At 59.9% G+C, this 12,862-nt stretch carries 14 protein-coding genes; 11 read left to right on the top strand and 3 right to left on the bottom strand.

Annotated features, from left to right (window positions below; genetic code table 11):
* Positions 1 to 12: 12 nt before the first annotated feature.
* Complete coding sequence (locus FHX08_RS01440; RefSeq protein ID WP_132653536.1) at positions 13 to 330, bottom strand: hypothetical protein; 318 nt, start codon at positions 328 to 330, stop codon at positions 13 to 15.
* Between the two features lie 322 nt (positions 331 to 652).
* Here FHX08_RS01440 and FHX08_RS01445 point away from each other — a divergent pair, with 322 nt between their 5' ends.
* Positions 653 to 4,069 (top strand): response regulator, encoded by a 3,417-nt coding sequence (locus tag FHX08_RS01445; protein ID WP_132653537.1) that lies wholly within the window; start codon positions 653 to 655, stop codon positions 4,067 to 4,069.
* On the opposite strand, the gene mnmD is transcribed toward FHX08_RS01445, so the two are convergent.
* Positions 4,063 to 4,785, bottom strand: a complete 723-nt coding sequence (mnmD, locus tag FHX08_RS01450; protein ID WP_132653538.1) for a tRNA (5-methylaminomethyl-2-thiouridine)(34)-methyltransferase MnmD — start codon at positions 4,783 to 4,785, stop codon at positions 4,063 to 4,065. The two genes, FHX08_RS01445 and mnmD, sit on opposite strands and share 7 nt — an antisense overlap.
* Between mnmD and FHX08_RS01455 the strand changes: the two genes are divergently transcribed.
* The 10 genes from FHX08_RS01455 to FHX08_RS01500 all read left to right on the top strand — a co-directional run bounded on the left by FHX08_RS01455 (position 4,784) and on the right by FHX08_RS01500 (position 11,636).
* On the top strand, positions 4,784 to 5,962 hold the full coding sequence (locus tag FHX08_RS01455) for an FAD-binding oxidoreductase (RefSeq protein ID WP_132653539.1): 1,179 nt from the start codon (positions 4,784 to 4,786) through the stop codon (positions 5,960 to 5,962). The genes mnmD and FHX08_RS01455 overlap by 2 nt on opposite strands.
* 116 nt (positions 5,963 to 6,078) lie before the next feature.
* Complete coding sequence (locus FHX08_RS01460) at positions 6,079 to 6,786, top strand: DUF1045 domain-containing protein (RefSeq protein ID WP_132653540.1); 708 nt, start codon at positions 6,079 to 6,081, stop codon at positions 6,784 to 6,786.
* A gap of 99 nt (positions 6,787 to 6,885) precedes the next feature.
* Positions 6,886 to 7,809 carry an allantoinase PuuE gene (gene puuE, locus FHX08_RS01465; protein ID WP_132653541.1) on the top strand — a complete coding sequence of 308 codons (924 nt, stop codon included), beginning with the start codon at positions 6,886 to 6,888 and terminating at the stop codon, positions 7,807 to 7,809.
* On the top strand, positions 7,809 to 8,306 hold the full coding sequence (uraD, locus tag FHX08_RS01470) for a 2-oxo-4-hydroxy-4-carboxy-5-ureidoimidazoline decarboxylase (RefSeq protein ID WP_132653542.1): 498 nt from the start codon (positions 7,809 to 7,811) through the stop codon (positions 8,304 to 8,306). The genes puuE and uraD overlap by 1 nt, the downstream gene beginning before the upstream one ends.
* Complete coding sequence (gene alc, locus FHX08_RS01475) at positions 8,307 to 9,329, top strand: allantoicase (RefSeq protein WP_132653543.1); 1,023 nt, start codon at positions 8,307 to 8,309, stop codon at positions 9,327 to 9,329.
* A 57-nt stretch (positions 9,330 to 9,386) separates the two neighbouring features.
* The gene (locus FHX08_RS01480; protein ID WP_132653544.1) at positions 9,387 to 9,677 is read left to right on the top strand and encodes a nucleotidyltransferase family protein; all 291 of its coding nucleotides are present in this window, start codon (positions 9,387 to 9,389) and stop codon (positions 9,675 to 9,677) included.
* On the top strand, positions 9,674 to 10,036 hold the full coding sequence (locus FHX08_RS01485; RefSeq protein ID WP_132653545.1) for a DUF86 domain-containing protein: 363 nt from the start codon (positions 9,674 to 9,676) through the stop codon (positions 10,034 to 10,036). Before FHX08_RS01480 ends, FHX08_RS01485 begins: the two co-directional genes overlap by 4 nt.
* Positions 10,005 to 10,541 carry an ureidoglycolate lyase gene (locus tag FHX08_RS01490; RefSeq protein WP_210288217.1) on the top strand — a complete coding sequence of 179 codons (537 nt, stop codon included), beginning with the start codon at positions 10,005 to 10,007 and terminating at the stop codon, positions 10,539 to 10,541. The genes FHX08_RS01485 and FHX08_RS01490 overlap by 32 nt, the downstream gene beginning before the upstream one ends.
* Positions 10,538 to 10,894, top strand: a complete 357-nt coding sequence (gene uraH / locus FHX08_RS01495) for a hydroxyisourate hydrolase (RefSeq protein ID WP_132653547.1) — start codon at positions 10,538 to 10,540, stop codon at positions 10,892 to 10,894. The genes FHX08_RS01490 and uraH overlap by 4 nt, the downstream gene beginning before the upstream one ends.
* Position 10,895: 1 nt before the next feature.
* On the top strand, positions 10,896 to 11,636 hold the full coding sequence (locus FHX08_RS01500) for a metallophosphoesterase (protein ID WP_132653548.1): 741 nt from the start codon (positions 10,896 to 10,898) through the stop codon (positions 11,634 to 11,636).
* A gap of 2 nt (positions 11,637 to 11,638) precedes the next feature.
* Here FHX08_RS01500 and FHX08_RS01505 read toward each other — a convergent pair whose 3' ends face one another.
* Positions 11,639 to 12,781 (bottom strand): alpha-hydroxy acid oxidase, encoded by a 1,143-nt coding sequence (locus FHX08_RS01505; protein WP_132654288.1) that lies wholly within the window; start codon positions 12,779 to 12,781, stop codon positions 11,639 to 11,641.
* Positions 12,782 to 12,862: the final 81 nt, after the last annotated feature.

The raw sequence follows: 12,862 nt of genomic DNA on the forward strand, positions 1-12,862 counted from the left end.
GGATGTGGGTTTCTATTCGGAGCAGACTTTGATGCGGTAGGGGTCGCCCCAATCGTCATAGCGCCATTCGAAATGGCAATAGCGCGGACGGTAGTAGGTGGGATAAGCGGGGTAATAAGCGTAGGGGCGCGGATAGTAAGCGTAAGGCGCCGGATATGCCGGACCAGAGGCGATCGCTCCGCCGACCAGGCCGCCGACGACGCCGCCGGCGAGACCGCCCCAGAAGGCATCGCGCGGTCGGGCATTTGCGGTATCGGCGGTAGCCAGCGAGGCACCGGTGAATGTCAGTACAATCAGGCCCGCCGCCATTGTCTTATGAAGAACGGACATGTCGAATTCCTTTCCTGCTAGGCTCGTCGTTGAAGCCGTGAGCAGAATCCACCTCGATCGCGGCGCGTTGATGGTTGCGCAAACCGCGCCTGAATTAAATTTTCTCCATAATCGTCGCTCTCGAATTGGGCTGCCGATGTTTCTCCCGTGAATTTCGAGTCTTTTCAGCTTCGTGCAAGCCTTTGTTGCCACTCTGATTCATCAACCTCATGAGCCGGCTTCGAATTCTCGCCTCGGAATTTTATGGTTAACAGCTTGTTAAAAGCCTTGGCGTTATAGTTGTTGTAGGGGATATTTCGTTCGTTGCGGGAGTGAAGATTTTTTGAATTCGAGCGGGGAACTCTTGGAATTGGCCTGTCGCCGGATCGCTGATCTGGATACCCCTGCTTATGTCAAGAACAGCGAACTGCGCTATGTCGCCGTCAACGAGGCCTATGCCCGGTTTTTCGGCCGCGAAATCTCTGATTTCATCGGGCGGCGCAGCCGCGAACTCTTCGACCGGCCGGAAGAGGAAGAGCGCGAGGACCGCGAGCGCCGTGCGCTGGTTTTCGGCACGGAAGAAAACGCCATCGCCTTCGATGCGGCCGGCTTCAGCCATGAGCGGGTGCTGATCGAGAGCTTCTCGCCCTCGCAGGATCGGGCCTATGTGCTCGGGATTTTCGAAGCGCGCGAACCACGCCATGCCATTCCCGAAATCGCCGATACGATGGCGGCCGATCTCGGCCGTATCCGTGAGACGCTCGAAAATTTCGATCATCCGATCGGCATCTTTGCCGATGATGGCCGCCCGCTGATCGTCAATGCCGCTTATCGCAGTGGCAGCAGGTATGCGCCCGATGGCAGCAGGTATGCGCCAGATGGCAGCAAACCCGCGCCGGCGGGCGAGACCGCTTGGCATGAGAGCGTGCGGGAGCGCGACCTGCTGCGCACCATCATGGAGGATCTTCCGGTCGCCGCCTTCGTGCGCGACGAGGATCACCGGCTGGTCTATGCCAACCAGTATTACGAGACCTTCACCGGCCATGCCCGTTCCAAGGCGCTCGGTATGACCGAGCATGACATGTTTGGGCAGGAAGCCGGAGAGGCGATCTATCGGGAAAACCAGCAGGCGCTGGAAAACGGCGTGTTGACCGAGATCGAGAGCACCCTGCCGAATATCCACGGCGAGATCTTCCAGGTGATCTCCCGCGTCAACCGCGTCGTCACGCCTGACGGCAGGCGGTATGTCGTCGGTTCCTTCTCTGACATCACGTCACTGAAAGCGCGTGAAAAGGAACTGATCGAGGCGCGCCAGCATGAGGAAGCGCTGCATCAGGAGATCGAGAGCATCCTGCGCTCGCTACCGGTCGGCGTGCTGATCCTCGATAACGATCACACGATTCTCTACGTCAACGACGAGTTCTACAACATCTGGGAACTGCCGCTCGACGATCGCTTCGACGGGCGACCCTTCATCGACGTCGTCAAGCGCAATTACGAGCTCGGCCGCTACGGCGACACGCAGACGCCCGAAGAGATCTATGCTTTCCGCAAGGGGCTGTTCGAGGCTGCAAATCCGGAGCCGATCCAGCTCGATTGGGCTGCCGGCAAGTCAGTCATCTTCGACTCCAGGCGCATTTCCTCCAACCGTATCCTGCTGACCTATTCCGACATTTCTGCCGTGCGCGAGCGCGAGCAGGAAATCCAAGAGGCGCGCGTAGCACTGGAAAGCCTCGGCGAGATGATGCGCGATGCGACGCACGCCATGTCGCAGGGGCTGGCAATCGTCCAGGACGGCGTGATCAGGCTCTCCAATGACGGGCTCGCCGACGTGCTGCGCATTCCGTCCGAGCTCACCGAAGCGGGCCGAGGCTGGATCGACCTCTTCCAGTTCTGCGCCAATCGCGGCGATTTCCACGACAAGGCGGTCGAAACGCTGGAAGAGTGGCGCGCCAATATCGCGGCCCGTCAGCCGATCTCCACCGTCTTCCACGTCGGGGGCGAGCGCTGGGTGAATATGGAAGCCACCGTCAGCACACGGCAGCACTGGGTGGCACTGTTTACCGATGTCACCGACCTCAAGCAGCGTGAGGAGGAGCTGACGCAGCTTCTGTCGCGTGCCGAGGCTGCGGATCGCGCCAAATCGGAATTCCTCGCCAATATGAGCCATGAGATCCGCACTCCGATGAATGGCGTGCTCGGCATGGCGGAACTGCTTGCCAAAACCAATCTCGATACCCGCCAGACGACCTTTGTCGACATCATCGTCAAGTCCGGCAATGCGCTCTTGACGATCATCAACGACATCCTGGATTTCTCGAAGATCGATGCCGGACAGATGAAGCTGCGCAAGGCGGCTTTCGATCCGGTCGAGGCCGTCGAGGACGTGGCGACGCTATTGTCCTCACCCGCAGCAGAAAAGGATATCGAGCTTCTGGTGCGTGCTGCGCCCGATCTGCCTGCCGCCGTTATCGGCGACGCCGGGCGCTTTCGGCAGATCGTTACCAATCTCGTCGGCAATGCGGTGAAGTTCACCGAACGCGGCCATGTCTTCGTGGATGTCGGCTTCGAACCTTCTGCCGGCGGCGAGATCATGGTCAACGTGCGCATCGAAGATACCGGCATCGGCATTCCGCCCGAAAAGCTGGAGTCGGTCTTCGACAAGTTCTCGCAGGTCGATTCTTCCTCGACCCGACGGCATGAGGGTACAGGTCTCGGCCTTGCGATCACCGCCGGCCTTGTCGATCTCTTCGGCGGCTATATCAATGTCGACAGCGAATGGGGCAAGGGCTCGGTCTTTACCGTCCAGCTGCCTTTTGCGGTCGCTGCCGCCCGTATCGAGCCGAAGCCGCTGCCGATCAATGTGCAGGGTGCGCGCATCCTCGTCATCGACGACAACGAGGTCAATCGCCGTATCCTGACCGAACAGCTGAGCCTCTGGGGTTTCGATGGCGTTGCTGCAGAAGATGGCTCCACCGGCTTTGCCATTCTGGAAGCCGCCGCCGATCTTGGCATCAAGGTCGATGCCGTCGTGCTCGATTATCACATGCCCGAGATGAATGGCGCCGAAGTCGCGCGCCGCCTGCGCGCAGACAGCCGCTTCGTGGATCTGCCGATCATTTTCCTGACGTCGATGGATATTTCCGGCACCGAGAAGGAATTTGCCGCGCTGAACGGCCATGCGTATCTGATGAAGCCGGCGCGCGCCAATGTGATGCGCAATACGGTCGTCGAGGTCGTGCGTGCAAGCCGCGTCAAACAGGCGTCCGAAGCGGAGATCGCGCGGCTGCAGAAGGAGGCGGAGGTGCCGCCGCCACCTGCAGCTCCGGCTCCGGCCCCGCGACAACGGGCAGCAGATTTCGTCGATGTTCTCGTGGCCGAAGACAATGAGGTCAACCAGATCGTCTTCACGCAGATCCTGCAGGGAACCGGGCTTTCTTTCGTCGTCGTCAATAATGGCGAGGAGGCCGTGGAGGCCTGGGAGCGGCATACGCCGCGGCTCATCATGATGGACGTCTCGATGCCGATCATGAACGGTCATCAGGCGACCAAGTTGATTCGCGAGAAGGAGCAGGGGCAGGGCCATCGCGTGCCGATCATCGGCGTCACCGCGCATGCGCTGGAAAGCGACCGCGAGCTTTGCCTCGATGCCGGTATGGACGACTATATGTCGAAGCCGATCAGTCCGGAGCTTCTGGAAGACAAGATCCGCCAGTGGCTTGGTTACGGCCAAATGCAGCCGGGCCGCTCAGGTTACTGAGACTTTACTCCGCAGAGCATTTCCCGCTTGCCGGCAAAACCCTTGCGCCGCTCGACAACAAAGCCGGCCGCCGCGAGATTGCGGCGCACGAAACCCGCAGCCGCGTAGGTGGCGAAGCGTCCGCCGGCAGTGGTCTTCTCGCAGACGAGGCGCATCAGTTCTTCCGACCACATATCGCTGTTGCGGGAGGGAGCGAAGCCGTCGAGATACCAGGCGTCAAATCCGGGAGCCGCTGCAGCGACGCCGTCGAGTGCACGGCCGCAGACAACACTGAGCCTCGTCTGGCTGTCCAAATCGAGAGAGACAATGCCTTCGGGCATATCAGGCCAAGCGGCTGCCAGCGCCTGTCTTTCGGCATCGATCTCGGGCCAGTGGGCCAGTGCGCGATCGATTTCCTCGCGGCGCATCGGATAGAGTTCGAAGGACATGAAATGCAGATGCTGACCGGGCTGGCGATGGAGCTTCCATTGGCGCCAGGTCTCCGAGAAATTCAGTCCGGTGCCGAAGCCGAGTTCGCCGATGAGAAAACTCGGGCGACCATTCCACCGTTCGGGCAGGCCATTGCCGGCGAGGAAGACGTGACCGCATTCCAGCCTTCCATCGGTCTGGCAATAAAAATGGTCGCCAAAGGCGGTCGAATAGGGCATATCGCCGTCGCGCCATTCGAGGGGCTGCGGCTTGCCCGCGCCGATCTGATCGGGATTGATATCTGTCATGGAAAAAGCCGATAGTCCCGCCCCGGTCTCGGGTCAATCATCCATCGACCTTCTGATTGTCGGTGGTGGCATTATGGGTCTATGGGCGGCCGTCCACGCCGAGCGTCGCGGCATGAAAACTCTGCTTGTCGATGCCGGACATCTCGGCAGCGGAGCGAGCGGCGGGCTGCTCGGCGCCTTGATGCCTCATATGCCGGATCGCTGGTCGGCGAAGAAGCAGTTCCAGTTCGATGCGCTGGTCTCACTAGAGGCAGAGATTGCCACCATTGAGGAGGCGACCGGCCTTTCGGCCGGTTATAGGCGCTCCGGCCGGCTTATTCCGCTGCCAAAGCCGCATCTGCGCAAGATCGCGCTTGGCCATTCCGCTGATGCCGAGGTTTATTGGAGAGCGGGAGAACGGCGTTTCCATTGGCATGTGCTGGACCGGCCGCCGGGTGAAGGCTGGCTCGACCCGGCCGCCGGCGAAAGCGGTTTCGTGCACGACACGCTTGCCGCTCGTGTTGCGCCCCGTGGGCTGGTTGCTGCCCTCAAGGCCTTCTTGCTGACGGCACGGCATGTGCGCGTGCTCGAGAATACGGAGATAACGAAGCTCGATCCGGCGCGGGGGACTGCGGCGATCGAGGGCGGAACAATCGCTTTCGGGCGCAGCATCCTTGCTGCCGGGCATCGCTCCTTTCCCTTGCTCGCGACCCTGACGACGGGATTGCAACGTCCTCTCGGCCAGGCTGTGAAAGGCCAGGCGGCGCTGCTTGCCGCCGATATCGACCCTGGCTTGCCGACCATCTTCCGAGACGGGCTTTATGTAGTGGCGCATGAGGGTGGACATGTGGCTGTCGGCAGCACCAGCGAGAACAGCTTTGCCGATCCCTTTTCCACGGATGAACAGCTCGACGCGCTGATTGAAGCCGCGCGCGAGATGGTGCCCGCGTTGCGCGACGCGCCAGTTGTCGAGCGCTGGACCGGACTGCGGCCCAAGGCGATCGATCGAGATCCGATGGTCGGCGCACATCCCGAGAGTCAGAATCTCATCGCCCTGACCGGCGGGTTCAAAGTCAGTTTCGGGCTCGCGCACCGGCTGGCGGAAGCGGCAATATGCATTGCAAGCGATGCAAATGCAGAATTTTTATTGCCGGAAAGCTTTGCGATTTCAAACCACATCGCAGTCTCTTCACGTTAAACGTGAATTAGAAGCCGCTCCGTTTCGTTATTCTGTCATGCAAATCACCTATCTGCTTGCGCATCGAAAGCGCGGAATGTGATCCGCGCTCACCTCAATCAGTTGGAGGAAATTGCATGCGCTATGCCATTTGCTTCACGCCATCAGCGAGCGATCCGCTCTCGCATGTGGCCGCCAATTGGCTTGGCCGCAACGTATTTTCAGGCGAAATGGTCGAGCCCCCGGCAGTCCGCGGTCTCGGTATCCACGAGATCGCCTTTCATACGGCAGTGCCGCGTCGCTACGGGTTCCATGGCGTGTTGAAGGCTCCTTTCCACCTCTCTTCAGAGGTTTCCGAATCGCAACTCCTGCGCGATCTGATGCGATTTTGCGGGACGCTTACGCCTTTCCAGATTCCGCGTCTGGAGGTTGCGCGCCTCGGCACCTTCTATAGCCTCTCTCCGATCCGACCCTGCGATCAGGTTCACTATCTTGCCTCGGCAATCGTTCAGGAGTTCGATCGTTTCCGCGCGCCGCTAAGTGAAGCGGATATCGAACGCAGCGATCCGGACGGTCTTTCGGCGGCGCAATTCGCCAATCTGCATCGCTGGGGCAACCCCTACGTGATGGATGAATTCCGCTTCCATATGCCGGTTACGGGACCGGTCAACGCTGTCGACATGCCGCGCATCGAACAGGCGCTACGCTCTGTCTTCGACGCCGTGCTGCTCGAACCGGTGACGGTCTCGAATGTGGCGCTGATGATCGAGGAAGGTACCGGCGGACCATTCCGCGTGCACTCGCTGCACCCGATGGGCAAGGTGAGCGCGCGCAAGATCGCCTGAGGCGCGCGCTGAAGGCCGAAAGGCGATACCGCAGTTTTACGGCTCGACATTCCGCCCGTGGATGCTACCGTTTCACCTGTCTTTTCAGAAGGTGATTTGATGGTATCCGAGACCTATCCGCGTAATCTCGTCGGCTATGGGCGCGCCACGCCCGATCCGAAATGGCCCGGCGAGGCACGCGTCGCAGTGCAGTTCGTCATCAATTACGAAGAGGGTGGCGAAAGCTCTATCCTTGACGGCGATTCGGCTTCGGAAAATCTCCTGTCGGAGATCGTCGGCGCGCAGCCCTGGCCGAACCAGCGCAATCTCAACATGGAGTCGATCTACGAATACGGCTCCCGCGCCGGTTTCTGGCGGCTCTGGCGTCTCTTCACCGATCTCAAGGTTCAAGCGACCGTCTATGGCGTGACTCTCGCGATGGCGCGCAACCCGGAAGCGGTCGCCGCCATGAAGGAAGCCGGCTGGGAGATCGCCAGCCACGGCTATCGCTGGCTGGAGTACAAGGATTTCTCTGAGGAACTGGAGCGCAAGCACATTCAGGAAGCCGTACGGCTGCATACGGAGCTGACGGGCGAGCGGCCCTACGGCATGTACCAGGGCAAGCCCTCCGATAATACGTTGCGGCTGGTGCAGGAGGAGGGCGGTTTCCTCTATTCGTCGGACTCTTATGCCGACGATCTGCCCTATTGGGTGAAAGGCATCGACGAAAAGCCTTTCCTCATCATTCCCTATACGCTTGAAACCAACGACATGCGCTTCGCCACGCCGCAAGGCTTCAATTCCGGCGACCAGTTCTTCACCTATCTCAAGGATGCGTTCGACACGCTCTATGAAGAGGGCAAGGAAGGCAGCCCGAAAATGATGTCCGTCGGCCTGCATTGCCGTCTCGTCGGCCGGCCGGGTCGTGCGGCGTCGCTCAGGCGTTTCATGGAATATGTGCTGAAGCACGACAAGGTCTGGATCCCGCGCCGCATCGAGATTGCACAGCACTGGCATGCGAACCATAAGCCGGAGACGATCTGATGATTTCGCGTAGTGAATTCGTGTCCCGCTTCGGCGGCGTCTTCGAGCATTCGCCCTTCATCGCAGAGCGAGCCTATGATGACGGCTTTGTCGGTGAAAAGCTGACGGTGGACCGCGTGCACACGGAGCTCGTCGCCATTTTCCGTGCGGCAAGCAAGGAGGAGCGTCTCGGCGTCTTGCGCGCTCATCCCGATCTTGCCGGGAGGCTGGCGATATCGGGTGAATTGACTGAAGAGAGCAAAAAGGAACAGGCGAGCGCCGGGCTCGACCGGTTGAACCCTGAAGAGCACGCCCGTTTCACCGAGCTCAATGCCGCCTATACGCAGAAATTCGGCTTTCCTTTCATCATCGCGGTGAAGGGGCTGAACAAGGACGATATCCTCGCCGCTTTCGAAAAACGGATCGACAATACCAGCGACGAAGAATTCGTGACTGCGGCAGCCGAGGTCGAAAAGATCGCGCTGCTGCGCCTGACATCCATGCTTTCGGAGACCTGAATGACCGATACGACCGATACCAGCCTGCCGGCCTTTGCCAACGGCGCCATCAACCTCGCCTCGGCCCGTCTCGGCGCCAAGGGGCTTTATGCCACGGACGAGTTCTTCGCGCCGCTAGAGCGCATGCTGCAGGATGTGCCGGCAAGCTTCGATCCGGATCTTTACGACGACAACGGCAAGTACATGGACGGCTGGGAAAGCCGCCGCAAGCGCGTTCCCGGCCACGACTGGGCAATTGTCAAGCTCGCCATGCCAGGCCGCATCTTCGGCTTCGATGTCGATACCAGCTTTTTTACCGGCAATTACCCGCCGCATTGCTCCATCGAAGCTGCCTTCGTCGAGAGCGGCGATCCAACCGATGCGACGGCATGGATCGAAATTCTGCCGAAGTCGCCGCTTGGCTCCAGCGCGCATCATTTCTTCGAAAATGCCGACAAGCAAAAAATCTGGACGCATCTGCGCCTGCATATCTATCCGGATGGTGGCGTGGCGCGTCTTCGTGTCTACGGCTCTGCCTATTTCGACTGGTCGAAGGTCGGTCCCACCGAGGAGGTCGATCTTGCCTATATCTTCAACGGTGCAAAATCGCTTGCCTGGTCGGATGCGCATTACGGCCATCCCGACAAGATGCTCGGTCCCGGCCGCGGCCTCAATATGGGCGACGGCTGGGAAACCAAGCGGCGCCGCGGCCCCGGTCACGACTGGGCGATCATCCGCCTCGGCCATGCCGGCACGATCAAGCGCGTGATCGTCGATACCGCCTTCTTCAAGGGCAATTTCCCCGACACCTGCGAATTATTCGGTGCGTATCTGCCCGATCTCGGCGACACCTTGTCTGAGGCCGATATCGCCGCATCGGAAAACTGGAAGCCGATCCTGCCGCGCAGCAAGCTGCAGATGGATCACATCCACGAATATGGCAGCGATGCGATCGCCGATATCGGCTCGATCACGCACGTGCGTTACGCTATGCATCCGGACGGCGGCACGATGCGTCTTCGGCTCTTTGGGGTGAAGGCTTGAGTTCTTTCCTCTTTCAGCCCCGTCCCTTATATTTGCGGCATCAGGAGTGATGCCGCAATGAGACCGTCGGAAGTATTGGAAAGGAACAGGCAGGCGATCCGCGAAGCGACCAAACGCTTCAACGCGGCGAACCCGCGTGTCTTCGGCTCGGTTGCGCGCGGTGAGGATCGGCCGGACAGCGATCTGGACATTCTTGTCGATGCACTGCCAGGGACGACACTATTCGATCTTGGCGGATTGCTGGAGGAATTGCAGGATATTCTGGGGATCAAGGTGGATCTGGTTACTGCGGGTGGATTGCCGGAGCGCATCAAACATCGTGTCCTGTCGGAAGCCTCCGCCATATGAGCCGCGAGCGTCTTCTTGAACATGTGGATCGCATGCGGGAGGCCGCGCAACAGGCCTTCAACCTGACAGAGGGCATGAGCCAGGAACAGTTTCTCCATGATATCCGCACTCAATTGGCGGTGACGATGTCGCTAGTCCTCGTCGGCGAAGCGGCAGCCCGAATTTCGGCAGGCGACCCCGGCTTTATCCACGATCATCAGGAAATTCCGTGGACCCGGATCAAGGGCATGCGAAATTTGATCATTCACGATTATTATCGGGCAGAATTGCCCGTCATCTGGCAGACGGTAAGAACCGACCTTCCGGCTCTGGTTTCCCAACTTGAAAATGTTCGCCACTGGCGCGTTCAGGGCGAATAACACCGTGTCCCAATATCTCGAAATCCAGCCCCTTACCAAATCCGCCTTCGCACCGTTCGGCGAGGTGATCGGAGCCGATCCGACGACCATGCGCTATATCAATGGCGGCAATACCGAGCGTTTTCATGCGCTTGCGGCGCCTGAAGCCGTGGGCGAGGGTGCGCGGGTCATCATCAATCTCTTTCGCGGCCAGCCGCGGGCTTTCCCATATGAGCTCGGCATGATGGAGCGACATCCTTTCGGCAGCCAGAGTTTCTCGCCGATATCGGGCCGCCCCTTCCTCGTGGTTGTTTCTGAGGATGAAGGTGGTCGTCCGGGCCGTCCGCAGGTCTTTCTCGCACGTGGGGATCAGGGCGTGAATTACCGCCGCAATGTCTGGCACCATCCGCTGATGGCTCTCGGTGAGCCGAGCGATTTTCTGGTTGTCGACCGTGACGGGCCGGGCAACAACCTGGAAGAATTTTTCTTCGAAGATCCCTTCATCATCAGAGAGCCAGAGCTATGACCGGACTGACCACGCATGTTCTCGACACGGCTCTTGGCAAGCCGGCACAGGGGCTGAGGATCGATCTCTTCCGTATCGAGGGTGAGGCTCGCCACCATCTCAAGTCCGTCGAGACCAATGCCGATGGCCGCGTCGATGGCGGGCCGATGCTGATTGGTGAGAGCTTTCGCGCCGGAACCTATGAATTGCTCTTTCATGCCGGCGACTATTTACGGGCAAACGGCACGCCGCTGCCGCATCCGGCCTTCCTCGATCTCGTGCCGATCCGCTTCGGCATTGCCGATACGTCGGCGCATTATCATGTGCCTCTGCTGATCTCGCCCTATGGCTATTCCACCTATCGGGGCAGCTGACATGCGCTTTGCTGCCATCGCCGATATTCACGGCAACTATCCGGCGCTGGAAGCGGTGCTTGCCGATATTGCGGCACACGGAATTACCGATATCGTCAATCTCGGTGATTGTTTCAGCGGTCCGCTGGAGGCAGGCAAAGTGGCGGACCGGCTGTTGTCGCTTTCCATTCCGACCGTGCGTGGCAACCATGATCGATATCTGATCGAGAAGCGGCCGGAGGATATGCATCTCTCTGACTCCGCTGCCCATGCACAGCTCAATGGTGAGCATCTTGATTGGCTGCGGTCGCTGCCGGCTGAACAGATTTACAGGAACGAAATCTATCTCTGCCACGCGACGCCTGCGGACGATAATCTCTACTGGCTGGATATGGCCATCGCCGATGGCAGCGTCGTGCTGCGGCCGCAGGCGGAGATCGAGGCGCTGGCAGAGGGTATCGATGCGCCGCTGATCCTTTGCGGCCATACGCATATTCCGCGCATGGTGGCGCTTTCCGGTGGTCGTCTCATCGTCAATCCCGGCAGCGTCGGCTGCCCAGCCTATGACGACGACAAACCGTATCCGCACAAGGTCGAAACCGGCCATGCGATGGCGAGTTATGCGGTGCTGGAAAGATCCGCTGCCGGCTGGACAGCGCAATTCCGCAACGTCCGCTATGACAATATGGCCATGTCGGCGCTGGCAAAGGCCAATGGACGCCTGGAATGGGCTGCTGCACTCGCGACCGGCCGAATGCCCTGATCCTACTGGCGTCCTAATATAATCGAGGAGTCGATGTCCTTGATGTCGCGCTTGCCGCAGAGCGCCATGGTGATGTCCATCTCCTTGCGAATGATCTCCAGCGCCAGCGTGACGCCCTCCTTGCCCATGGCGCCGAGGCCATAGAGGAAGGGGCGGCCGATATAGGTGCCGCGCGCGCCGAGCGCCACGGCCTTCAGCACATCCTGACCGGAGCGGATACCGCCATCGATATGCACTTCGACACGGTCGCCGACGGCATCGACGATCCGCGGCAGCATGCTGATCGTAGACGGGGCGCCATCGAGCTGGCGGCCGCCGTGATTGGAGACGATGATAGCATCGACGCCGGTTTCGGCTGCCTGCCTCGCATCCTCGACATCGAGAATGCCCTTGATGATCAGCGGCCCACCCCACTGTTCCTTGATCCAGGCGACATCTTTCCACGACAGCTGCGGGTCGAATTGTTCGTTTGCGAAGGTCGTGATCGAGGGAAGGTCGGCAAGGCCCTTGGCGTGGCCGAGGATGTTGCCGAAGTTGCGCCGTTTCGTCTTCATCATCTCCACGCACCAGAAGGGGCGCGTCGCCATCTGCCAGATATGTTTCGGCGTGAATTTCGGCGGCGCCGAGAGGCCGTTGCGCAGATCCTTGTGACGTTGGCCGATGATCTGCAGGTCGGCGGTCAGCACCAGCGCAGAGCATCTGGCGGCCTTGGCGCGGTTGATGAGATCAACCACGAAACCTCTGTCGCGCATGACATAGAGCTGGAACCAGAAAGGCTTGGTCGTGACCGAGGCGACGTCCTCGATCGAGCAGATGCTCATGGTCGACAGCGTGAAGGGCACGCCGAATTCTTCCGCCGCGCGCGCCGCCAGCATTTCTCCGTCCGCATGCTGCATTCCCGTCATGCCGGTCGGAGCGAGGGCCACTGGCATGGAGACCTTCTGGCCGATCATCGTCGTCTCAAGCGTGCGATTGGTCATATCGACGAGAACCCGCTGGCGCAGCTTGATGTCGCGGAAGTCGGCCTCGTTGGCTGCATAGGTGGATTCTGTCCAAGCGCCGGAGTCCGCATAGTCGAAGAACATCTTTGGCACGCGGCGCTGGGCCATTTTCTTGAGATCGTCGATGGTCAGCGGCTTGGCCATGAAGAGAACCTTCATATCTGGAGGGTTCTCTCCTGTACCATGCTTTTTCGGCCCTTTGCTATTTGATTTCAGGGCCGTTTT

The sequence above is a fragment of the Rhizobium sp. BK529 genome (assembly GCF_014194105.1).
Lineage (GTDB): Bacteria > Pseudomonadota > Alphaproteobacteria > Rhizobiales > Rhizobiaceae > Rhizobium.

What these genes read in the sequence shown, in the direction of transcription:
- alc (WP_132653543.1), top strand. Translation starts at nt 8,307, where the DNA reads ATGACCGATACGACCGATACCAGCCTGCCGGCCTTTGCCAACGGCGCC.
- FHX08_RS01490 (WP_210288217.1), top strand. Translation starts at nt 10,005, where the DNA reads ATGTTCGCCACTGGCGCGTTCAGGGCGAATAACACCGTGTCCCAATAT.
- FHX08_RS01485 (WP_132653545.1), top strand. Translation starts at nt 9,674, where the DNA reads ATGAGCCGCGAGCGTCTTCTTGAACATGTGGATCGCATGCGGGAGGCC.
- mnmD (WP_132653538.1), bottom strand. Translation starts at nt 4,785, where the DNA reads ATGACAGATATCAATCCCGATCAGATCGGCGCGGGCAAGCCGCAGCCC.
- FHX08_RS01460 (WP_132653540.1), top strand. Translation starts at nt 6,079, where the DNA reads ATGCGCTATGCCATTTGCTTCACGCCATCAGCGAGCGATCCGCTCTCG.
- puuE (WP_132653541.1), top strand. Translation starts at nt 6,886, where the DNA reads ATGGTATCCGAGACCTATCCGCGTAATCTCGTCGGCTATGGGCGCGCC.
- uraD (WP_132653542.1), top strand. Translation starts at nt 7,809, where the DNA reads ATGATTTCGCGTAGTGAATTCGTGTCCCGCTTCGGCGGCGTCTTCGAG.
- FHX08_RS01505 (WP_132654288.1), bottom strand. Translation starts at nt 12,781, where the DNA reads ATGGCCAAGCCGCTGACCATCGACGATCTCAAGAAAATGGCCCAGCGC.
- FHX08_RS01480 (WP_132653544.1), top strand. Translation starts at nt 9,387, where the DNA reads ATGAGACCGTCGGAAGTATTGGAAAGGAACAGGCAGGCGATCCGCGAA.
- FHX08_RS01455 (WP_132653539.1), top strand. Translation starts at nt 4,784, where the DNA reads ATGGAAAAAGCCGATAGTCCCGCCCCGGTCTCGGGTCAATCATCCATC.
- uraH (WP_132653547.1), top strand. Translation starts at nt 10,538, where the DNA reads ATGACCGGACTGACCACGCATGTTCTCGACACGGCTCTTGGCAAGCCG.
- FHX08_RS01500 (WP_132653548.1), top strand. Translation starts at nt 10,896, where the DNA reads ATGCGCTTTGCTGCCATCGCCGATATTCACGGCAACTATCCGGCGCTG.
- FHX08_RS01440 (WP_132653536.1), bottom strand. Translation starts at nt 330, where the DNA reads ATGTCCGTTCTTCATAAGACAATGGCGGCGGGCCTGATTGTACTGACA.